Here is a 23,668-nt window from a genome sequence, read left to right on the forward strand (position 1 = left end):
GGCCGTGAAATTAAATAAAAATATTCTCGTATGCAACTAGACGCGACAACCCAGAACACCATCGACAAATGGCTGAACGGCAGTTATGATCAGGACACCAAAGAACAGATCAGGCAATTGCTGGAAAAAGAGGCCTTCACCGAACTCACTGACTCATTTTACAGGGACCTAGAGTTTGGTACCGGGGGATTGCGCGGCATTATGGGCCCAGGTTCAAACAGGATCAACAAATATACCATAGGCACTGCTACCCAGGGCCTCAGCAATTACCTGCTGGCTAAGTATCCGGGCGAAAAGATTAAGGTCGCCATTGCGCACGACAGCCGGAACAACTCCGATTACTTTGCCGGAGTAACCGCAGACGTATTCTCCGCCAACGGTATCCACGTTTATTTCTTCGAAGCGCTCAGACCTACTCCCGAGCTTTCTTTTGCCGTACGTGAACTCGGCTGCAAAAGCGGCGTTATGCTCACCGCATCCCATAACCCCAAAGAATACAACGGCTATAAAGCATACGGTGCCGATGGCGGGCAGTTCACCTCTCCCGACGATAAACTGGTCATGGACGAAGTGGCGAAAATCAAAAGCATAGAAGAAGTAAAATTTGGCCGCATAGACGCCAATATAGAATTCATCGGCAAAGACATCGACGAACTTTACCTCAACAAGATCGCCGAGCTTTCCGTATCCCCTGAGGCCATTGCCCGCCAGAAGGACCTGAAGATCGTCTACTCACCGATCCATGGCACCGGCATTACCCTGGTACCTGGCGCACTTGAAAAATTCGGCTTCGGCAATGTAATCCTTGTTGAAGAACAAAGTACACCCGACGGCAACTTCCCCACTGTAGTCTATCCCAATCCTGAAGAAAAGGAAGCGCTTACACTGGCGCTTAAAAAAGCTGAGGAAATCGATGCAGACCTTGTGCTGGCAACAGACCCCGATGCAGACCGTGTAGGCATCGCCGTAAAAAACAGTGATGGCGAATTTGTACTGCTGAATGGCAACCAGACCGGAAGCCTGCTTATTAACTACCTGCTCAGCGCATGGGAAGAAAACGGCAAGCTCAACGGTGAACAATATATCGTAAAAACCATCGTGACTTCTAACCTCATCGACGCCATCGCTGCGGACAAAAAAGTCACCTGCTACAATACGCTGACCGGCTTCAAATGGATTGGTGCACTCATGACACAGCTACAAGGCAAACAAACCTTTATTGGTGGTGGCGAGGAAAGCTATGGTTACCTGATCGGTGAGCTGGTACGCGATAAAGACGCAGTCGTTTCCTGTGCATTCATTGCGGAAATGACCGCATTCTATAAAGACAAAGGCAGCAGTCTGTTTGATGCCCTGCAGGACATGTATGTGAAATACGGCTTTTACAAAGAAGAACTGGTATCCATCACTAAGAAAGGCAAAACAGGCGCAGAAGAGATCAAGGCCCTGATGGAGAAATTCAGGAACAATCCTCCTGCTACGCTCGGCGGCTCAAAGATCGCTACCCTGAAAGATTATGAACTGCGCACAGAGACCGATTTGGCTACAGGTGAGAAAAAACCACTGGAATTGCCTAAATCAGATGTATTACAGTTCATTACAGAAGACGGTAGTATCATTTCAGCAAGGCCGTCCGGTACCGAACCAAAGATCAAGTTTTATTGCAGCGTAAATACACCGCTAAAAGATAAAACCAGCTTTAAGTCGACCGACAGCGCCCTCAGTGCCAAGGTTAAAACCATTATAAGTGATTTAGGGGTTTAACCCTAAATCACTTATCTCTCTATAAAATGAGGTTGCAGGGTGACTTTACTTACTTCTCTATCGCCTTTTCGTCCCTTATCTCCTATGGTCAGCTCCCGTAATACAATATCGATGATCTGCTCTGCAATCTCTTCTATCGGCTGGTCCACTACACTGATCGGTGGCGTATGTAACCTGAAAACATCGTGATCATCATATGAGACAATGGTAAAATCCTTCCCCATTTCCCTTCCGGTCTCCCTTAATACCCCCAGTCCCTTAATCGCCAGATAATTTGTCGAGAATAGTACTGCGTCAATATCCGGGTTCTTTTCAAAGAGATCGACAAGGTAGTCACATGTATCCTTATCCGTACTGTTAAAAGGCACCTCGACATAAATCTTCTTGTCAACCGTTAACCCTTTATCCTTCAGCGCTTTTTCATAACCAAGAAAACGGTTGTTCATCTGGTCCACATGTACGTCCACCGTTACGAAAGCAATCTTCCGTTTACCCTTGTCCAGCAGGTGTTTAGTTGCTATATATGTACCGTTAAAGTTATCCACTACAACTGAATTCACTTCCATCTCGGGAAGATTCCTGTCAAAAATCACAACTGGTATATGCTCAGACATCAACTGCCTGATGTCCTCTTCAATTCCGGGCACCGGCGCAATGATATAGGCATCTACCTGACGGGACTTGAACATCTCGATCAGCTCCTTCGCTTTCAGCGGATCATTTTCCGTACTCGAATAACTGATCTTATAACCTTTCTTATAGGCTTTATCCTCTATGCGTCTGGCAATACTACTGAAAAATGGGTTGGAAATATCCTCGACAATCAGACCAATTGTCTTGGTATCACCGGTCCGCAAACTGCGCGCCACCTGGTTAGGTACAAAATCCAGTTCCTTAATAATACCCTGAACCCTTTCAATTACACTCTTGCTGATACGCATCTTTTCAGCCTTACCATTCAGGATAAATGACACCGTAGTAATCGATACATTTGCCCTGGTGGCGATATCCTTTATTGAAAATGGCTTCATCTTATCTGTCCCTCTCCCCTGATGACCCACTTTTCCGTTACCAGCTTCTCCAGTGCAAAGGGTCCGCGCGCATGGAGCTTCTGGGTAGAAATGCCGATCTCCGCACCAAGACCAAATACCTGTCCGTCCGTAAACCTTGTAGAAGCATTCTGGTATACAGCCGCAGCATCCACCTGATTGAGAAAAATCTCTGCCTTTTCACTATCCTCTGTAAGGATCGCCTCCGAATGTTTGGAAGAGAACTCAGCAATATGATCCAACGCCTCATCCAGGCCATCCACTACTTTTACCGAACACTTAAAATCCAGGAATTCCCGTCCGTAATCTTCAGGCTTCGCCCTTTGCAATAAAGGATATTTCAAGTCTTCAAGTATCGTATACCCTTCTTCATCTGCAAATATTTCCACGTTGTAGGGATGCAGCAATGGGGCCAGCCGCTCCAGAAACGGCTTCGCCACAGCACGGTCAACTAAAACCGTATCCAATGAATTGCATACAGAGGGACGGGACACCTTCGCATTGGTAACTACTATTGCCGCATTGTCCAGTTTTGCTGTCCGCTCTATATAAGTATGACATACGCCTGCGCCCGTCTCAATTACCGGAACCAGCGCATGCTGCCTGACAAATGTGATCAGCTGTTCCGATCCCCTCGGAATGATTACATCAATATATTTCGCCGCAGTCAGGATATCCAGGATATACTTCCGGTCGGGAGGGAGCTGCTGCACAATATTGCGGTCCAGCCCCGACTGCTGTAAGACCTCCTGTATGAGTCCCACCACAAAAGCATTCGTATCCTGAGCATCCTGCCCACCCCTCAGCAAACAAACGTTTCCTGAACGGAGACAAAGCGAGGCCACATCTACCGTCACATTTGGCCGGGACTCGTAGATCACCCCCACGACGCCCAGGGGCACTGTCTTTTTCTCGATAAATAAGCCGTTCGGCATCATTCTGGAAGAAAGCAAGGCATGTGTCGGATCAGGTAAGGCCGCGACCTCTTCAAGTCCCTGTGCCAGGCCCGCAATCCGCTCCGCATTGAGCAGCAGGCGGTCATATTTAGGATCGGTCGTTTCCATCCTCGCCAGATCCTTCCTGTTTTCCGTGATGATCTGCTCTGTATTGGCAACGATCACGTCTGCCAGGCGGCGCAGTACCGCTGCTTTATCCTCGTCGCTCAGAACGGCAACCGACTTTTTCGCCCGCTGTGCCCTTAGCATTATATGTTGAATATCTTCCATAATTATAATATCACAATATCGCTTGCATTTGCAATCTCCAGATTATGCTGTCTTCCATTTTGTGTGATCGATGCTGAAGCAGTTTTGGCCATCGCTACTGCGATGATATTTCCATCAGTATCCGTAATCTCAAAAATCTCACCGTCTGCAAAATCCGTGATCACCGACTTCACGCCAACAGCAAGCAGGCTCCTCCGTTTTCTGACAGCCTCTTTAGCGCCCTCATCCACCATCAGGCGACCTGTTACCAGACTGCCGCTGGCCAGCCACTTGTTGCGCGCAGAAACTGAACAGGCCTTTGGCGAACATTCCGTTCCCGTTTCCCCCTTAGCCGCCTTCAATATGCCATCCTCGGTCCTTACCCCAAAGATCATCACCTTAATGCCCATAGTAGAAGCCAGGTTGGCAAATGTCAGCTTAGAAGTCATTCCGCCAAGACCAACCTCCGAAGTCTTCTTGCTGGCCAGTGAAAATACATCCTTATTGATCGATGCGATCTTCGGAACTATCCGGCCATCTGCATCCAGCACCCCTGGCACAGAAGTACCCAGAAGTATCTGTGAAGCACCAAAACCTACACCCAGTAAAGTCGCCAGCTCATCATTATCAGAAAACTTCAGCTCCAGGTTACTCACCACGTCATTTTCATTGGCGATGGGGATCACCCCATTTTTCCAAAGCTCCTCATAAGTCTCCTTCAACTGAAGAAACTGCGTTCTGTTGGAAAAATGCTGCCGCTCGCAAAGGCTTTGCGCAATCGATACCCCATATTGTTCAAAATGCCTGGCATAAACACCAAGCAGCAAAGGATTCCCGATAGCTGCAGCCGCTTTCCGCTCACTGATCTTCCCCTTATAGTTTCCGATATATTTCTTTCCCGCTGCAACAGCACCCGAAGAAACCAGGATCAGGTGATGGTCCTTCGCCAGCAAGGCCACCTGTCTGGTAATGTCTGCGATAATCCTTTCATCAATTTCACCTTTAGCCGTGGTAATTGAGGCTGAACCCAGCTTCAAAACAAGTATTGACTTGCCCATTTATCCTGTATTGTAGATTTAATTTATTAAAGATCCCGAAAATAGATAAAATACGGCGTTCAGTGTATATAACAGCCAAAAAAAATCCCCCTGCCGGTTGCCGCAGGAGGATTCAAAAATGATTCAGGTATCTATGCCAGTGTAGCCTCCAGCTGAATGTCTACGTTGTAAGCCTTGCTTACCGGGCAGTTCGCCTTTGCACCGGCAGCAATCTCCTGGAACTTTTCCTCATCGATACCCGGAATATCTGCTTTCAGAGACAAATGCGAGCTGGTGATCACACCGTTATCGATCGTCACTGTACCCTTTGTCTCCAGGGAAGTCGGGTTAAAACCAGCTTCAGTCAGGTCCAGGCTCAGTTTCATTGTAAAGCATCCCGCGTGGGCAGCAGCCATCAGTTCCTCAGGATTGGTGCCGATACCTTCCGCAAACCTGCTGTTAAAAGAATACTGCGTACTGTCCAGTACCTTGCTGTCCGTAGTCAGATGACCTGAACCTTCCTTAATTGTGCCATTCCAAACGGCTGTCGCATTGCGTTTCATAATTTTATAGGGTTATTTAGTTTTGCTTTTCTTCCTGCCAAGCTTGATCTTGATCTTGTCATCTTCACCGTCCGTCGCCAGTAAATGTAGCACAATTCCCTTCATCCTCCGTTCCTTCAATTGTCGCTTGTCCGTAATATCTTCGTCCTTCTTAGGGTTTCTCAAAGGTACGTCGAGTGCTATTTCTGTGCCTTTGCCCAGGGAATAAACCCCGGCCACATCCATGTTCAGCAAGCTGCTGTTAATCTGCATCGGGTTAATGGTGATCTTCTCGCCCCTGATGTCAAACCTGCCGTTCAGCTGTTCAAAGGTAATGTTGTCGAGGTCGCGCAGCGGAAAGGCAAACTTTCCAACGTTCTTCACCGGGTCAAAACTCAGCAAAGCCCCCTTTTTCAGGTCAAACACTACAGATCCGTTCAGTGAACCGGGCAATATCGCACCACGCTCACTGATCTTGCCTGACAGACTGGTTTTAGCGAACAGGTAACCTTTCAGGTTCTTAGAGGTCAGTGATTTCAGGCCAAAATTATCAAACACATAAAATAAGTGCTTCACATCAACATTGCTCAATACCGCATTCATTGTAAAACGGTTGATCTCACGCTGCTGGGTCAGCCCGCCGCTCATTTTCAGTAAACCGCCTGCATGCTTCACCGATACATCCTTAATATAAATTCCGGTTTCCGATAACAGCAGGTCTGCATTCGCATCTGTAGCCAGAAACTTGTTGTAATACACTTTGTCTACCTTTACATTCATATTCACCTGACTCTTCTCAAATGCTTCGTTCAGGTTGTCTGAGAAATTAGACTTGGGCGTCCGCTTTTTTGCTTTTGGTTTCCTGGTGCCCAGAAAGCCCAGAAATTCCTCCAGGTGAACCTGCGGGCTCCTGATCTTCCAGTTCAGCATAATCTTTTCCGGTGAATTGTAATACAGGTTCAGAAAATTCCTGATGCTCCCGTCCATCATTACCACACTCTTGCCGCTTTGCAGCCTGATGTTCCGGATAAAAAGATCATGATCAGTAAAATCAAGCGCAATGGCCGTATTCTTAAAGCTCACTTTCCTCGGCACATATGTCACATCTGCATTCTTAATGTCTACCAGCCCCTTCACAAAAGGCTTGGTCAGCATAAAATCCACGATATCTGCACGAAAGGACAATTTCACATCTCCGGTACCGGCGCCAAACTTCAGCATGTTGTCACCGATCACATTATTTAGCTTTGCAATATCAAATCTGGACCGGAATACCCCCGTGGCCACCGGTTTGTCCAGGTTGACCACCATACCTGTATCTACTGAAAAAGGCATCTCCTGGTAAGCGCCTTTTAAGCCATAAAGCTTAATCGCTGAATTGGCGTCATCAGGTTCTTGTCCTTCTACAAAACCATTTGTGAAATAGCCTGTAAAGCTGCAGTCGTCCACCACACCTCCAGGTGTCGTCAACCGGTTACCCTTCACGAGCGCCTTCACGTCAATCGCCGGATCACCACCTGCATTCAGGTCCCCGTCCAAAGTACAATATACATGTATCGGCTTGTCCAGGTTAAACATATTCAGCTTTGTTTCAATATTCGGGGCCAGTAAAGCCGAAGCCGAACGCCAGAGAATGTCTTTCACCTCGATATTGATCTTAAACCCCGATTCCTTTCCGGAGAATTCAAATTCAGCCCCGATACGGAACACATCCTTACCTATCTTCAGTTCATTAGGTGATACTGTGATGATCTTCTTCTTATCCGAATAACTGATCTTAAAAGGACCTTCCAGCCATTTCTCCTTCACAAAACTACCCCTCTTTGTATTGAATGCCAGGCTTTTTACAAAAGTCCTCAGCTTCAGATCAGCCTCCCAGTCAGACCAGCTATAATCCATACTGCCCTTCAGGTGGTCCACTGCAAACTGAAAGAGCTTATGCCCTTTCTGGTTGTCCAGCACAAAACTCACATTTTCCAGCTCGAATTTGCCAAATTCAAGGTCAGAGCCGCTCCCCTTTTCCGTTTTAGGTTTACGGTCCTTCTTTTTAAAAACCGAAGTATTGGAATACCCGTTACTGTCCGTATATAGGTAGACATTTGCATTGCTGATCCCGATCTTCTTCATTTCTATTGTCCCTGTAAACAGCGCCAGCATATTCAAAGATACCTCCAGGTCGTCCGCGCTCAGCAGCGCGTGCTGATGTCGTTCCCATTCCCGGTCCTTCAGCACTACATTCTTCAACTGCACAGAAACACCCGGAAAGCCCTTCAGAAACGTAGGGTCCATGCTGCCGATATCCAGCCTGCCATCCAAATCCTTATTCAGGGCAAGTGTAATCTGTTCCAGCAATTGTTTTTTATGGGCATTGATATAAAAAGCCGCAACGACATATACCAGCAGCAAAAGGGCGGCAACACCCCCAAAGATTTTAAGCGTTATCTTAGACCAGCGCGGCATCATGTTCAGGTTTCAGGCTAAAACACGCAACATGCTGGTATTGTTTTAGCCGCTTATTCCGCCTGTAATTTCAGCACCTGTGTAGTTTGGTTTCTCAACTGTTCAAGCAGTTCCGCGTTTTCGTTCAGCTTCTGACCGTAAGAAGGGATCATCTTCCTCAGTTTCTGCTGCCATTCCGGGCTACCCACCTGTTCCTTAAAGCAGCGCTCTATCAGCGTCAGCATGATAGACACCGCAGTAGAAGCTCCGGGAGAGGCTCCAAGTAAAGCAGCAATAGAGCCATCAGCTGCCGTAACTACCTCGGTACCAAACTCCAGCACCCCTCCGTGTTTTTCATCCTTCTTGATCACCTGCACACGCTGGCCTGCTACCTCCAGCTGCCAGTCTTCCATTTTCGCCGAAGGCAGGTATTCCTTCAACGCTTCAAGGCGGTCTTCCGGCGATTGCCTCACCTGATCGATCAGATACTTAGTCAATTGTAGGTTATCCAGACCGGCAGAAATCATTGGCCTGATATTATTGATTTTAATCGATAAAGGCAGATCCAGTAACGATCCATGTTTAAGGAAACGTGTGGAGAAACCCGCGTAAGGACCAAACAGCAAGGCTTTTTTACCATCAATCATCCGGGTATCCAGATGCGGCACCGACATTGGCGGTGCACCGACAGAGGCTTTCCCATATACCTTCGCGTCGTGCTGCGCGATCACCTCCGGATTTGTACACTTCAGCCATTGCCCGCTTACCGGAAAACCACCAAAACCATTTCCCTCCGGAATGCCCGATTTCTCCAGTAAAGGAAGCGATCCCCCGCCAGCACCGATAAATACAAACTTTGCCTTTATTACACGCTTTTCTCCGGAAGTCAGATTCTTCACCTTAATCTCCCATTTGCCGTTCTCCTTATTGAGTTTACGCACTTCATGGCCAAAATGCATATTCACTTTGTCCTTTTTTTGCAGGTGTGCAAACATCATCCTGGTCAGCGAACCAAAATTCACGTCCGTACCCAATGCCATACGCGTACCGGCCACCTTCTGACCCGGCTCCCGTTCATTCATCACAAGCGGCATCCATTCCTTGAGCGTAGCCGGATCTTCGGCATAGTCCATTCCCTTAAAGAGACTGCTCTTCTGCAGGTTATCATACCTCGTCTTAAGAAACCTTACATTATCCTCACCCCAGACAAAACTAATATGCGGGATACTCTTAATGAAAGATTCCGGCGCGCCCACCAGGTTGTGGTTAACCAGAAAACTCCAGAACTGCTTAGACACCTCAAAAGACTCGGCAATGTTCACCGCTTTCTTGGTATCTACCGTACCATCTGGTTTTTCCGGTGTATAGTTCAACTCACAAAAAGCCGAATGGCCTGTACCCGCGTTATTCCATGCATCCGAACTCTCTGCTGCCGCTACATCCAGGCGCTCAAATATCTCAATACTCAGGTCCGGTTGCAATTCCTTCAGCATCACCCCAAGCGTAGCGCTCATGATACCTGCTCCTATCAAAATTACATCCACATTTTCCCCGGTACTGTTATATTTTTTGGCCATTTTCGAAATTTTCTGCAAAAGTACAAATCAATCCTTAATTTTTACTTCGTAACCACAAAGATCATTTTAATAAATTGCGTTCAATTAACAAATAACACGCGTTTATTAAAATCTGATTAGAAATGATTTTGTTATATTGAACAAAAACCTACACGCTTCAATTTGCCGATATGAGTTTGCAATCCATCAATCCTGTCAACGGAAAAGTTATCCGGAAATATAAATCGCACAGCGCTGTCCAGGTAGAAAAAGCCATACACCAAACACACAGCGTCTGGCTGAAATGGAAAGATACCGGTCTTACACAGCGATCAAAACTGCTGCACAACCTGGCCGAACTACTTAATATGCGCAAGAAAAAGCTGGCCGGGATCATGTCCGAAGAAATGGGTAAACCTCTGATGTCCGGTATTGAAGAAATTGAAAAATGCGCCTCGGTATGCCATTATTATGCTGCAAATGCACGCGACTTCCTGAAAGAGCAGTCCGTCAATACCGGAGGGGGCAAGAGTTATATCAGTTTCCAGCCACTCGGTGTTGTATTGGCCGTCATGCCCTGGAACTTTCCCTTCTGGCAATTATTCCGTTTTCTCGCCCCCGCCTTTATGGCCGGAAACTGTGCACTGCTTAAACATTCTTCCAATGTCAGTGGCTGCGCCCTGGCAATACTGGAACTTGTCGAAGCCGCAGGTTTTCCAAAGGGCGCATTCAACGTCCTGCTTATTGGCAGCGACCAGGTTGCCGGAGTCATCAGACATCCCCTGGTAAGCGCCGTTACGCTGACCGGCAGTACTGAAGCAGGCATTGCGGTAGCCCGTGAGGCGGGTGCGCAGCTCAAAAAAACTGTGCTTGAACTGGGTGGCAGCGACCCGTACCTCATCCTGGAAGATGCCGATCTCGAAAGCGCGGCCAGAGTCTGCGCACAAAGCCGCCTCATTAACAATGGCCAGAGCTGCATCGCCGGCAAGCGTTTCATTACTGTCAAAAAAATTGAAAAAGAATTTATCCGGTTGTTTCGCGCTGAAATGGCTGCCTATATTACCGGAGATCCTTCGGACCCTGCCACCCAGCTTGGCCCTATGTCTCGCACCGACCTCCGTGATGAATTGCACCAGCAGGTGCTCCGGAATATACAGGCGGGTGCCAAATGTATTCTGGGTGGTAAAATCCCTGATTTTAAAGGCAGGCACGCTTTCTATACCCCAACTATACTTACGGGTATTCGCAAAGGCATGCCTGCCTATGAAGAGGAACTCTTCGGTCCCGTAGCCCTGGTCATCAGCGCTAAAAACACAGAAGATGCCATCCGTATTGCCAATGACACCAGCTTTGGCCTTGGTGCAGCCGTATTTACGACAGACCTTGCAAAAGGCGAAGAAATCGCCCGATGCAGGCTCAATGCAGGTTCCTGTTTTGTAAACGCCCTGGTCAGATCAGATCCGAGACTGCCCTTCGGTGGCATTAAGCAATCTGGCTACGGCCGCGAACTCGGTCTTTACGGCATCCACGAGTTCGTCAATATCAAGACTGTTTATATTGCCTAAATAAAAGGCTTAAGCCTGATGGTCTTGCGGAGCGGACCCAAATTGTGCCCGGTGTCTGCCAAAGTCACAAAAGTGAACTTCGCGCTTTGGCTTCAATATGAGGTACAAGCCCAATCCCATCAGTACCATTGCTGTAGTATACGGAGCAAGGTTAAAGAGCACAATGTCTTTTAACGTAAAGATACCACCGATCAGTACCATGACCACCCAGCCACCGGCCCTGAAATTCTTACGGTATCCGATCAGTAATCCCAGTCCCAGCAATATGGTGTGCCAGCTTAACACCCAGGCAGGAAGAAAGAATAAACCCAGATTCTTGGCGAGGAACAATGCACCTAGCCCCAGAAGAAATATGCCTGCCGCACGCTTGCGGTTTCGTCGTTTTTGATCATTGAAAGTTTCCATAGTCCTTTAATTTTTATCAAAACTATGCCGCCTGTGAAAGTTTAAGAACAGCTTCCTGCCCGAAGGCGCCTGCCAGCCGGTAAAGCTGTGAGAATTGCCGGTGAAACCTGTTTCCCCGCATTCACCGGCAGTTTCGCCATATGATCATTGCTGCTGAAAACCACCTTCCTTTTTCAGCAACTGGAAATAACGGTCCAGGTTGACGCCCAGCGACTCTTCAAAAGACCGCTTCATATCATTAGGGGAAGGATGCCTGCCCGACCATTGCTGAAAATAGTGCTGAAAAGCCTTATCCATACGTTCCCGGCCCACCTCATGTTCCAGCATGAAGAGCCATAGCGCTGTCTTCACATAAGAAGTCATGCTGTAATCATCGGAACTTGCGAACTTATCTGCTGGGATGTCAATCGGGGAATTCAACGGTATCTGCATCATCGCGCCATACAACCTTGACTGAAACTCCTTTTCAGGAAGTGCCTTCACATCCTCAGGGATATTGTCGCCAAATACCGAATTGTAACGATACTTGTCTGCTTCGTACCTGAACTCAAAATAAGTATTCAGACCCTCGTCCTGCCAGGTATGAAGCCGCTCATTGCTGCCCAGCATACTCATGAACCAGTTGTGTCCTACCTCATGCGCGATCACTGCATCCAGCGATTCCTTTTTAGCGTCGGGGCTGGTGATCAGTGTAATCGTCGGATACTCCATTCCGCCACTCGAATTATTTTCAGGCCCTTCTACCACCTGCACAACAGGATATTCATACTCGCCGATCCATTGACTGTATTTCTTCACCGCGTCTTTGGTATAATCGATGCTGTTGTTCCAGATCGTCCCGGGCTTGTCGTGGTAGTAATTAAAGGCATCTATTACTTTTCCTGAAGCGAGTTTTATCGTATCATACTGGATCACGAAGCCCTTGTCAGCAAACCAGGCAAAATCGCCTACATTATCCATTACATAAGTCAGCGTCTTTATCGCTCTGTTGTTCAATGGTTTATATTTTACTGCTATGCTGGTACGATTGGCGACATTCTTTGCACCGATCGTTTTGTAGGCTTGCAACTCGTCCGGATTCTGTAGCACCCCTGTGGCACCTACCACATACTGACTGGGCACCGTAATGTTCACCTTAAATGAACCATATTCGCTATAGAATTCACCCATATCCAGGTAAGGAAACTCATGCCAGCCGTCTTTGTCGTAAACAGCTGGTTTTGGATACCACTGGCAGGCCATATACTCACCATCTGCATAGCCCGAACGGGAAAAATAAGAAGGCAATCTTACCTTAAATCCAGTAGTTATCGTAGCAGAATCACCTGGCTTCAGAGGTTCGGAGAGCTTTACTTTGATGATATCAATATACCGGGGATTGGAATGTGGCTCTGTAAGGGCTTTTTTTCCGTTTACCTTAAAATCCAGGCCTTCGATACTGCCATAAGTAATTTTCTCCAGTTTCTTTCTCCTCGATGTATCACTCTTTATCTGTTGGAATAAGGCTGTTGATTCTTGTTTATATGCATTTGGCCAGATATGAAACCAGATAAAACGAAGCGTATCCGGCGAGTTATTTTTATATACAATTAACTCATTTCCAGAAATAATATGATTCTTATCATCAAGTGATACATCAATCGCATAACGCACGTGCTGTTGCCAGTAAGGCTTCTGTCCGAAAGCAGAAACACTGATGCCGATCAATATTAAAAACAGGTATTTTCTCATACTCAAATATAGTCTGCTTTTTTAATTAACGTTTTTATTATGCTAATTTCATCTCTGAATCTAAACTTTATTTATGCCAGAGATGTTCTCCGAAAACATCAATATTATAAAGTTATGGAAAACTACAATCAAGATCAGCTACAGCAAGGCCAGTTACAGGAAGATGAAATTCCGACATTAGAACAGTTCCAGGTTGGCCGCAATCCATCAGATGATGAAGATTTTGAAGACGACGGACTGGAATCAGCAGAAACAGAGGACGAAGGTTATACCAGTGGAGAAACCGAATTCGCCGATGGGCAAAACAGTCTTCTTGACGATGAGTTGGGCCCGGAAGATGATGAAGACACCGATGATGACGATTATATCGACGATGAGGAGACAGATCTCGACGATGAAGATGCTGATTTTGAAAATCCCGCTCCTGAAGATGATCCTGCCTGATGTCTAACCAATAAGCGGGTACTTTATAGGGTACCCGCTTTGAAGCAAGATAGACAATAAATCTTCTTCACTTCTTTTTACCATTTGAAGTCTGCTGGGTTTCTGACTTCAGCCAGGATACAAATAAGCGCCGTACCTGCATAGTATGCTGGTTACGGCGCTTGTTATAAAACCGGCTGGGAAACTACAACTTTACAGAGATGCCCAGGTTTATAGAATAGTCAGCAAAGGCAGCATCACCGTTTACAAAATTAGTCGGAGTCGATCTGGCCCTGTCAGTAACACTTTGGGTACGTTTACGGTAAACCGCTACTGGTACAGAAGTATATATACCTATCTTACCAATCTGATAGGTCAGGCTAGGTTCAACAGAGATGACGTATCCTGGTCTTCGAAAATCACCACTGCCACCAATAACATCGTGGATCGGAATACCTTCAATCCGGCCTCCGGCTGAGAATACAAAGCCTTTGGCTAGGCCATAATTAGCGCCCAATCTTGCCATAAACTGATCAGGAACTGAACTAATAGACTCATTTGCAAGCGTAGTGCTCACTACTTCACGATAAGTACGCACGCCATTATTCTGACGAGGATTAGCCAGATAGAAAGCATTTGCATAAAGACCAAATTTGTTGGCCACAGCAGCGAAACCATTTAATTCTAATGTCAATCCCGTACCGCCATCACCCAATTGTATCGATTGATCTACTGTACGTAATTCCCTTGTATTATCTGGCCCCTGCTGCGTCCAGTAATCCATATAATCATAATCCCCGGTAGCAAACTTGATTCCCAGACCAACCTGAAGATTAGCTTTGGGATTTGTTGCTGGATTAAAAAGCCAGCGGTAAGCAGCTACCCGAATGTCTCCCAATCCGAATGAGCGCATACTACCACGTTCCTTGGCATTTCCGCCGTGCTCATACTTAGATGACCTCGTATTTGATATCACTGGTACGTCCACCATCATTGACCATCTGCTGTTAAACACGCGGATTAAAGAAAGATCTGTAGCAAATTGATGGTTGATTACTTCATTACCGAGTTCAAGTCGCTCCTTCTGATAAACATCACCTTTGTAATGTTTATTCGATTTAAAATAACGTTCATTCAAGTTAAGTATCCAGCTTCCCTGTTCCGACATTTCGCCATCAGGATGCTCGGTCATAACACATATGCCTCCTGTACTGCGTATTGCTACACAGCCCTGTGAATAAGCCCCGTAAGAAATTGCGGAAAGTGCTAAAAAAGTAAAGATTTTTTTCATTGTTTTTGAATGATTTAGTTTTGGTTTATTTGGTTGATTTAATATTCTATTTAGCTGAAACTGGTTGTTTCTGTCCGAATCCGAAGGCTCTGAGCTTTTGCTGGTTGATACCAATAAGCAACGTATTACCGAGCGCAATGGCACTTCTGACATCTCCCTTCAGGTTAAGCCCGCTCCTGAGTTGGGAAACATAACTGAAATTACCTTTACCGTCCCCTTTAAGCAGTACACCATGGTTGGCATCATATTTACCAAAACGGATGCGGGACTGGTTTATATTGCCGCAAAGCAGTAAGTCTTTCTTACCGTCGCCGTCAAAGTCTCCGGGGGTAATGGTATAAACGGGCGAGAACTGCGCCTGGATGGGAAGGGTATGCATCTTAAACTTACCCTCAGGTGATCTTACAAAATAACTGGTTGCCAAATGATTCGCCTTAAGTATTTCCGCACCCTTGAGCTCCTCAGGAGTAAATACGTCTGTTATAGTGGCGTCCGCGTAACTCTTATAATCCGGGAAACGCGGGCGCATGATGCTCATCTGGTCAAGCATTTCGTCCCGGCTCAGGTATGGATAGCTCTTACCCTGTATATAGAAACACAGTATGGGGTCTATGGCACCATTATCGTCAAAATCTTTGTAATATAGCTCGGCGGGTTCCGCATCGCTCACCCTGCACTGACTGTTGAGCCCCAGATTGCCGGCTACAAGATCCGGCCGTCCATCACCATTCAGATCTTCAAGATGCATACTGTACCACCAGCCCCGGTATTCTTTATCAAAATACTGACTGGTTTTGTTACGGAGCCTTCCACCTTCGTTAATATAGGCCGACAAAGGCATCCAGTCACCGGCAATGAGCAGATCGGCTTTTTTGTCGCCGTTAAGATCTGTGACTGCAGCGGACGTAACCATACCGGCGAACTCCAGTTCAGGTGCGATCTTTTTGATCTGGTCACTGAAATGACCTTTGCCGTCACCGATAAGCAGGAAACTCTTCGGAGCACCTGGATATTTTGAGGGCACTACTCTTCCACCTACAAAAAGATCGGGATGCCCGTCCCCATTGAAATCGGCACTGCGTACGCAGCTTTTGCTGACATGCATTTCAGGTAAAGCACCAGAAGTCTTAACCAACTTTCCTTTGCCGTCATTGAGGTAGAGCCTGTCCTGAAACAAAGGGTCCCCGTCCCGGAAATTACCAAAACCGCCACTCACTACATAAAGGTCCTGGTGTCCATCACCATTGGCATCGAAAAACAAGGCATCTGTATCTTCACTCGCAGCATCTGCAAGAAAAGGAGTTTCCTCCCTGAGAAATTTACCGCCCTTTTGCTGAATAAAGAGTGCCCCAGCCTGATTGACATCACCTCCGACAAAAACATCTTCCAGTCCGTCCCCGTTGACATCACCTTTGGCCATGCACGGCCCTGTAAAAGATAAGGCATTGACCAGCAAAGGCTGACGTTTATAGTCGTTGATCTCGTTCTTTACCTGTGCAGCAGCCACGGGCGAAGGTATTTCCCTGAACAACGGCTCAGGTACCGGAGGTTTCCGGTAAGTTCCGCTGGCATCAGCTTCAGCCAAAAAGAGCTGGCGATTGGTTTCTACATTGGTAAGCAGTTGCTGCTTTCCTCCTGGCCAGACCACTCGTATGGAATCGGCCTTTTTCACCTTGGCCAATCCAAAATGCAGGTTCGGGGAAACGCTGGAGATGAAGCCTCTGGAAGGCATCTGTTCCAGGCATTGCTGCTTCCCGTCTGAATAAACCGTAACAATGGCCCCGTAACCACCGGTATTTTTGCCGGCTCCCTTGAGTTTAACATTCAGATAACGGTTCGCAGTATCGCTTTTGTTCTGATAAATAAACGCTGCCCTGTTGATATTGTTGACGACAAGGTCAAGATCACCGTCATTGTCCAGATCCGCATAAGCCGCTCCGTTACTATTGGATGGAATGTCAATTCCCCAGTCAAATCCTTTATTGCTGAAAGTAAGGTCACCGTTATTTTTATAGATGTAGTTCTTCACATTTGAAGAGGGTACACTCTTGAGCATATGGACAAGATCTTCAGGTCTGACCTGCCCGTTCAGACTCTGCATGTATTCCTCATTGTATTTGAGCACATCCATATTGGTAAAGTCGCGCATGTAGCCATTGGTAATGAACAGGTCCTTCCACCCGTCATTATCAAAGTCTGCGAACAAAGGTGCCCAGCTCCAGTCAGAATTGGAGATACCGGCCAGTTGTCCGATTTCACTGAAAGAACCATTACCATTATTGATATGCAGCATATTCCGCATATATTGGTAAAAGAAACCGTTACGGAGATTGACGTTAAACGATTCCCAGTTATCGAGCCCGGATAACAGTTTCTGGCGTTTATTGTCTTCAGGAAGCATATCCAGCGTAAAAATGTCCGGCAGGCCGTCATTATTAACGTCGGTCACGCTGCTCCCCATCGAAAATAACGAAATATGGTCGAGTTGTTCCTGCTTACGGTCGGTAAAGGTTCCGTTCCGGTTATTGATATAAAGATGGTCCGGAATGGCGTAGTCGTTGGAAAGGTAAATATCCGGCCAGCCGTCACCATTGATGTCAGATACCGCAGCGCTAAGGCCATAAGACAACGTAGAAAGGTTCAGTCCGGCAGTCTTGGTTACTTCAGTAAAGTGCCCGTTGTCATTGCGTAGCAGTTTGGATTGAGATAATGGATCGGCTTGCTTTTTCAGTTCCTGTATGGTAATGTCGTCCAGATTGCTGAGCACATTGATATTTTCATTGACGATCAAAAGATCCAGGTCACCGTCCAGATCATAATCAAAAAATACAGATTGAGTACTGTAGGCAGTATCCGCGACACCATATGTATCCGCCTCATCTTTAAAAGTAGGCAGCCCCTGATCATTCAGTCCCTGATTGATAAAAAGCTGATTTTTAGATTCCGGTCCCAGGTTCCTGCCGGCATAACACACATAAATATCCAGGTAACCGTCCCCGTTCACATCCACCATGTTGACCCCGTTCTTCCAGCCTGGATTTCTTCCTTCTACACCTGCGATATCGGTGATCTCCGTAAACTTCATATCACCTCTGTTGAGGTAAAGTTTATTACCAACCATATTTCCTGAGAAATATATATCTTCAAGACCGTCGTTGTTGATGTCACCAACAGCCACGCCGCCGCCATTATAAAAGCCCTGGTAGAAGCTGACTACCTCTTTACCGAGATCCTCATGTACGGAATTATTGAAGAGAATACCGGTCTCTGTGGAATCCAAAAGTTTAAAAAGTGGGTTTTCAGCTTGATGGTCTTTGCTGTTTTTGCCTGTTTGGCTACATGAAGCGAATACAAAAAGACATACAATGGGCAAGTAGAATTTTGTCATTCAGGTACTATTTGATTTATTTGGTTAAAATGGCAGCTGTGCAACCTGTGTCACAAAAATATTATTTCGTAATATTTTGATGACAGCAAAATAAATGTATTGCATTCCCCACAAAAATCCTAATTATTTTTTCAGAAAACGGGGAAACCGACTACACTATGTTTAAGACAACCAACTAACCAAAAAGTCCTATAAACTAAGTAGTAAATTTATCAAACCAGAAAATATGTAAATTGTTATCAGAAACCAGTGCACCTAAAGCAATAAAAAATGAATACTCAAAAATCCCGTCGTAACTTCTTACAGCTTTTTGCTGCCTCTGCTGTAACACTCCCCTTTTTACCGGTATCGGGACTGGCAAGTAACCTCTCCGGATTGCAGGAACCTTATGATGGTCCTGTACTCAGGGTAGCGATCATGGGACTTGGTGGTTACGGTACAAGGGTAGCAGAAGCCATGCGCGATTGTCGTAAAGCAAAACTTGCAGGTGTGGTCAGCGGCACACCTGCAAAAATCAAGGACTGGCAGCATAAATACAGTATTCCGGAGAAGAACTGTTATAACTATCAGACCTTCGAACAGCTGAAGGACAATCCGGATATAGATGCGGTATATATTACGACTCCTAATGCATTGCACCATGATCAGGTGATCAGGGTAGCCAGGACAGGTAAACATGTGATCTGCGAAAAACCAATGGCATTGAATGCAAAAGAGGGTCAGGAAATGATAGACGCATGTAAAAAGGCCGGTGTAAAACTGCTGGTAGGTTATCGGATGCATTTTGAACCGAAAACACTTGAGGTGATCAGGATGCGCAAGGCCGGCGAATTTGGAAAAGTAATGTTCTTTCAGGGACAATGCGGTTTCAATATCGGTGATCCTAAGCAATGGCGGCTGAACAAACAACTCGCCGGAGGCGGGTCACTGATGGACATTGGCATTTATGCCATCAACGGAGCACGATATATGATCGGTGAAGATCCGGTATGGGTAACGGCTCAGGAAACCAAGACTCAGCCAGACCGGTTCACAGAAGGTGTTGATGAAACGATACAGTTCCAGCTCGGCTTCCCGGGAGGTGCTGTTGCCTCATGCCTTTCTACTTATACCATGAATAACCTCGACAGATTCTTCCTGACGGGCGAAAAAGGCTTTGCTGAAATGCAGCCCTCGACAGGCTACGGACCGATCAAGGGCCGGACACACAAAGGTGAACTGACTCAGCCCCATACCGTACACCAGACCGTGCAAATGGAAGAAATGGCAGACATCCTGCTATCGGATAAAAGCCCCGTGGTACCGGTTGACGGAGAAGAAGGCCTCAAAGACCTGAAGATCATTGATGCCATCTACCTGGCAGCGAAGACCGGAAAGAAGGTCACGCTCAGATTATAATATCGGCGATATCCTTATTCTACCCCGCGCACCGTCGTCGGAATAGTGTATATTGACTTAGACGAAGTAATAAAGAGATCAGACCTGTTCTTTCCTCCAAAACATACGTTTCCGGTCCATCCTTTCAGATCAATATGTGCGATCTGCTGGCCCTGGGGATTGAAAACTGTCATTCCATTGCCGGTAATGTAGATATTTCCTTTGTTATCCAGGGTCATGCCGTCAGAACCCTTTTCGAACATAAGTTTCTTATCGCTAAGTGTTCCGGGCCCTGTAATCGTATACCGGTAGGTTTTTTGCGCTCCCAGGTCGGAAACATAGAGATATTTGCCATCAGGAGTGCCTACAATACCATTAGGCTGCTTAAGGTCATCAAGGACCAGTTGTATTTTCTTATTCTTGCCTGCAGGAATATAATAAACATTCTGCTTCTCTATATCTGGTTTCTTTCTTTCCCAGTAATCTCGCTGATAATACGGATCTGTGAAATAAATACCGCCTTTGGCATCCAGCCAGAGATCGTTAGGTCCGTTCAGTTTCTTACCTTCAAGTGCTTTGATAAGTACAGTGACCTTTTTGTTCTTATCAATAGACCAGAGCTCATTCTCTTCATCCGCACAAGCCAGCAGGTTACCCTTTTTGTCAAAATACAGGCCATTGGAACGCCCGGTCTTATCCATGAACAAGGAAAGTTCACCATCGGCACTGTACATCCAAATCTTATCGTTAGGCTGATCGGTAAAATAAATATCACCCCGCTTATTGACGGCCGGACCTTCTGTGAAGGAAAACTGACTGGAAATGAGCTTTAAATCCTGGAGGTTAAACAGTGTATCCTGTGCGCGCAAGCCGACAGATGAAGTGGACAACGCGCTAAATAGCAATAGTTTTCCGATTTTTGAAAATAATGGCTTCATGAGTGTATAAAAGTATTTGGTTTCTACAGGTTAAACAATTAGCTGTATTTCCTGTTTAAGATACAAAACTATCTGATATGAACAACCAAAACAAAGGATTGGAGGACTGGAATAAGAGACTGGACGAAAATCTTGAACCTGAAAAACATGGTAATACCGCAGCCGATGAGAACGCAGAGGCATTTTCCCGGTCGAGGGGCAGCGGCGACCAGTCAGACGATCCTGATAAGTTAACAGGCTTGCCGGACACCAGAGACCTGGGAGAATATGAAGACAACATGGCGCAGAACCACCCTAAGGCCTCAAATCCCGAGGAAAACCTCTCCAGAGAGGAATAACTAAAAATCAAACTTGATCCTGGCCCTTATGCCCCATTCCGATACATTGGGCAGGTTCAGATAAGTGAACCGCCTTACGGCATCAACACGCAGTACCTTAAAGATATTGCTGACCCCTACACTGCCCTCTATATAAGGCTCCCTGTCCAGGGAATTGGTTACAGCTATACCATCTGCATTTCTGACAAACTGTAAAGTAGATGTATTAAAGGTTGGGTTATTCTCATCCCGCAACCCTCCGTACAGTGCTTTTACAGAAAATACTTCGCGGAGCTTAAGTTCCCGCAGCAACGGGATTTTATTGAAAAAGAAACCATTGAAACTGTGATCAATGCGGATACTCGCATAGTGGTCACTGACGAATTCCATAAAATTCATGAGGTTATAAGAATTCAGCTGGTAAGCATAGGTTTGGTTAGCCCGGTGAATGTCCAGCAAGGGAAACGGTGCCCGTCCAAAAATATAACCGCCTTCCAGCGTAACATCAGCATATCCCAGCTGTGAGAGATAAAAGCGCTTATCTATGCTGCCCAAAAGATTATGGTAACTGTAGTCTCCTCCAAGCACACCTTTTAAACCGGCAGTATAACGCAGGTTAAAGATTGGGTAAGGACCAACCAGCGGTGTACGGTAAAGCTTGGTCTGGTAAAACTTCTCATTGGGTGCATAACGGAGCTGAAGCGTAGCTTCTGTGGTATTGAGGTGGTCTAACCGGCTGAAGAGATCTGCAGGAGAATTATTGAAGTAAAGATTTCCTGCTGGCGACTGTTTCCATTTACGGAGTCCCAGGCTGTAAGAAAAATGGTTTTCAAATTCATGCACGTAATCGAGCCGGTAAAAATCATTGTACAGCATCATATTGGCCTCACCCCGTTTGAAGGACAACAGGAAATTGTCTTCCTGTACAAACTGGAGTTCCTGTCCGGGTATCTTGGTGTCACGCTGGAAACTTGCCCTTACATAGTTCTGTGGAAACGCATAAATAGATTTGTTATTGAGCGACCAGGTACCGCTCAGGAAATACTTCCATTTCTGGTCGGTAAAACCATAGGCTGCATAAGTCTCAAAATAATATCTTTTACTTAACGCCGTCGTTGTCCGTCCACCCAGGCGCAACCTGAACCCTTCTACATTGTTGAAACTGTAAAAGGTATTGACAGGCCCCATCTCAAAAGGGCCGAAGTCTTTGTAACCGGCAAAGAAAAGCGTCACAACATCCATTGTCCGCTTGAATGAAGGAATCGTCTGCAGGCTGTCGATATGTACGTAAACATTTTGCTGAGCAGCAGTGAGCGCCTGGGGACGGTTACTTGCCCAGAACTCCTCTGAACGTCCCGTAGCACCGGGTACTGCAGATAACCTTGAATCACGGAAGACTGAATCGGGTGCCGGCTGGTTGATCCTGTAGTTCTGGTAGGCCACTGTCCTTTCCCCGGTGAAACCAGTACCGCCTTTCTTACTGAGGCCGAAATCCACAATCAGGTTGCTCTTGCTGAGGTGATACCTGCTGTCAGGGTTACGCTCAAAATCCAGCTTCGCCTCCAGTGCACGCACAAAATTAAGGTTAATGTCTTTGTTCACACCCAGATAAGCATTCTGCACCGCGTAGTTACTATCCAGTGTCACATACAGTTTCCCTTCAAATAAAAGGTCAGTTTTGTTACGTGGAGTAAAGGAAAGTTCCACGAGCTGAGGCTGGTGGTCCTTAACCGTATCCGTGATGAAGAATTTATAAAAAGCAGGTGCAGCATCAGCGATCGGGCTCAACAACTGGTTGCTGACCACAGAAATGTTATTGTCATAAATATCAATATCCTGGTACATCCGGTCGAAATAGGCACTAACGCCCTGGTTGTCGATAAAGCGTTCATCAAAATTGACTTTTTTATCTGCTATAAGTATCTTTTTTGTCTTTTCCGGATGTTTATTATAATAGTAGTCAGATATTTTTTCCTGCTGGAATACCGGCAGCGTCGTTTTTCCCCCGATTTTATCAGAATCCTGCTCCTGAAATAAAAACTGGTAATTCCTGAACATTTTTTTATTACGGAACTGATCGGAAAGATTGCTCATAGAGAACAACATCCGCTCATACTTCTGATAAGTGACCTGATCGTAATGTTCGGCCCTGTTCTTTGATTTATTGGCGATTACCTTACGGATAAGTGCGACAGCGGGATTTTCCCGATTACGGTAAGGCGCTTTTCTCGTACCTCTGATGACGACTTCGTTCATCTGCATAGCCTCATCCTGTAACTGAATATTGATAACCTGTGAAACTCCTGGCTTAATGGGCTTGACCTGGGTCTTATAACCCACATAGGTGAACCTGATCTGGTTATCATTACTATTGATATCAATAGTATACTTACCATCTATATCGGTCTTGCCTCCTTTACCACCCGGTAGCAATACATAAGACACATACGGAACGGACTCTTTACTGGCTGCATCGGTTACCGTTCCACTGATCCTGGTCTGCTGAGCAAATGATGGCAGGCCGGACAGCATAAACAGGAATGGTGTAAATGCTATAAAAAAAATGAAAGATTGACGTTTCATCTGATATTAACCTAAAAAACCAGTCAAAGGTAATACTCAACTTTTGAATTTTACAGTA

The 23,668-nt window shown here is 46.1% G+C and carries 17 protein-coding genes; 5 read left to right on the forward strand and 12 right to left on the reverse strand.

Going from position 1 to position 23,668, the window contains the following annotated elements; genetic code table 11:
- Positions 1-30 precede the first annotated feature (30 nt).
- Positions 31-1,764: a phospho-sugar mutase gene (locus tag P2W84_RS10765; RefSeq protein WP_276090141.1), complete on the forward strand. Its 1,734-nt coding sequence runs from the start codon at positions 31-33 to the stop codon at positions 1,762-1,764.
- A gap of 11 nt (positions 1,765-1,775) precedes the next feature.
- Here P2W84_RS10765 and P2W84_RS10770 read toward each other — a convergent pair whose 3' ends face one another.
- The 6 genes from P2W84_RS10770 to P2W84_RS10795 form a co-directional block, all read right to left on the reverse strand.
- Positions 1,776-2,795, reverse strand: a complete 1,020-nt coding sequence (locus P2W84_RS10770) for a LacI family DNA-binding transcriptional regulator (protein ID WP_276090142.1) — start codon at positions 2,793-2,795, stop codon at positions 1,776-1,778.
- Positions 2,792-4,039, reverse strand: coding sequence for a glutamate-5-semialdehyde dehydrogenase (locus tag P2W84_RS10775; protein WP_276090143.1), 1,248 nt, complete (start codon positions 4,037-4,039; stop codon positions 2,792-2,794). The genes P2W84_RS10770 and P2W84_RS10775 overlap by 4 nt, the downstream gene beginning before the upstream one ends.
- A gap of 2 nt (positions 4,040-4,041) precedes the next feature.
- Entirely contained in the window at positions 4,042-5,076 is a 1,035-nt protein-coding gene (gene proB / locus P2W84_RS10780) for a glutamate 5-kinase (protein ID WP_276090144.1), read from the reverse strand.
- A gap of 131 nt (positions 5,077-5,207) precedes the next feature.
- Positions 5,208-5,618: an OsmC family protein gene (locus P2W84_RS10785; protein WP_276090145.1), complete on the reverse strand. Its 411-nt coding sequence runs from the start codon at positions 5,616-5,618 to the stop codon at positions 5,208-5,210.
- A 12-nt stretch (positions 5,619-5,630) separates the two neighbouring features.
- Positions 5,631-8,060: an AsmA family protein gene (locus tag P2W84_RS10790; protein WP_276090146.1), complete on the reverse strand. Its 2,430-nt coding sequence runs from the start codon at positions 8,058-8,060 to the stop codon at positions 5,631-5,633.
- 50 nt (positions 8,061-8,110) lie between these two features.
- The gene (locus P2W84_RS10795; RefSeq protein WP_276090147.1) at positions 8,111-9,631 is read right to left on the reverse strand and encodes a malate:quinone oxidoreductase; all 1,521 of its coding nucleotides are present in this window, start codon (positions 9,629-9,631) and stop codon (positions 8,111-8,113) included.
- A gap of 152 nt (positions 9,632-9,783) precedes the next feature.
- On the opposite strand from P2W84_RS10795, the gene P2W84_RS10800 reads away from it, so the two are divergent.
- Positions 9,784-11,157 carry an NAD-dependent succinate-semialdehyde dehydrogenase gene (locus P2W84_RS10800; RefSeq protein WP_276090148.1) on the forward strand — a complete coding sequence of 458 codons (1,374 nt, stop codon included), beginning with the start codon at positions 9,784-9,786 and terminating at the stop codon, positions 11,155-11,157.
- A 9-nt stretch (positions 11,158-11,166) separates the two neighbouring features.
- On the opposite strand, the gene P2W84_RS10805 is transcribed toward P2W84_RS10800, so the two are convergent.
- Together P2W84_RS10805 and P2W84_RS10810 are read right to left on the reverse strand one after the other, a co-directional pair.
- Positions 11,167-11,562, reverse strand: a complete 396-nt coding sequence (locus tag P2W84_RS10805; RefSeq protein WP_276090149.1) for a hypothetical protein — start codon at positions 11,560-11,562, stop codon at positions 11,167-11,169.
- Between the two features lie 144 nt (positions 11,563-11,706).
- Positions 11,707-13,293: a M1 family metallopeptidase gene (locus P2W84_RS10810; RefSeq protein ID WP_276090150.1), complete on the reverse strand. Its 1,587-nt coding sequence runs from the start codon at positions 13,291-13,293 to the stop codon at positions 11,707-11,709.
- Between the two features lie 39 nt (positions 13,294-13,332).
- Here P2W84_RS10810 and P2W84_RS10815 point away from each other — a divergent pair, with 39 nt between their 5' ends.
- On the forward strand, positions 13,333-13,737 hold the full coding sequence (locus tag P2W84_RS10815; RefSeq protein WP_276090151.1) for a hypothetical protein: 405 nt from the start codon (positions 13,333-13,335) through the stop codon (positions 13,735-13,737).
- Between the two features lie 184 nt (positions 13,738-13,921).
- Here P2W84_RS10815 and P2W84_RS10820 read toward each other — a convergent pair whose 3' ends face one another.
- Entirely contained in the window at positions 13,922-15,007 is a 1,086-nt protein-coding gene (locus P2W84_RS10820) for a hypothetical protein (RefSeq protein WP_276090152.1), read from the reverse strand.
- 46 nt (positions 15,008-15,053) lie between these two features.
- A complete protein-coding gene (locus P2W84_RS10825; protein ID WP_276090153.1) occupies positions 15,054-18,287 on the reverse strand; it encodes a VCBS repeat-containing protein in 3,234 nt (1,077 codons plus the stop codon).
- A gap of 378 nt (positions 18,288-18,665) precedes the next feature.
- On the opposite strand from P2W84_RS10825, the gene P2W84_RS10830 reads away from it, so the two are divergent.
- Positions 18,666-19,793 (forward strand): Gfo/Idh/MocA family oxidoreductase, encoded by a 1,128-nt coding sequence (locus tag P2W84_RS10830; protein ID WP_276090154.1) that lies wholly within the window; start codon positions 18,666-18,668, stop codon positions 19,791-19,793.
- A gap of 14 nt (positions 19,794-19,807) precedes the next feature.
- Here the strand turns inward: P2W84_RS10830 and P2W84_RS10835 are convergent, their stop codons facing one another.
- A complete protein-coding gene (locus P2W84_RS10835; protein WP_276090155.1) occupies positions 19,808-20,710 on the reverse strand; it encodes an SMP-30/gluconolactonase/LRE family protein in 903 nt (300 codons plus the stop codon).
- Between the two features lie 77 nt (positions 20,711-20,787).
- Between P2W84_RS10835 and P2W84_RS10840 the strand changes: the two genes are divergently transcribed.
- Entirely contained in the window at positions 20,788-21,048 is a 261-nt protein-coding gene (locus tag P2W84_RS10840) for a hypothetical protein (RefSeq protein ID WP_276090156.1), read from the forward strand.
- Here P2W84_RS10840 and P2W84_RS10845 read toward each other — a convergent pair whose 3' ends face one another.
- Positions 21,049-23,610, reverse strand: coding sequence for a DUF5686 and carboxypeptidase-like regulatory domain-containing protein (locus tag P2W84_RS10845; RefSeq protein WP_276090157.1), 2,562 nt, complete (start codon positions 23,608-23,610; stop codon positions 21,049-21,051).
- Between the last annotated feature and the right edge of the window lie 58 nt (positions 23,611-23,668).

This window comes from Pedobacter sp. JY14-1, from assembly GCF_029269825.1.
Taxonomy (GTDB): Bacteria; Bacteroidota; Bacteroidia; order Sphingobacteriales; family Sphingobacteriaceae; genus Pedobacter.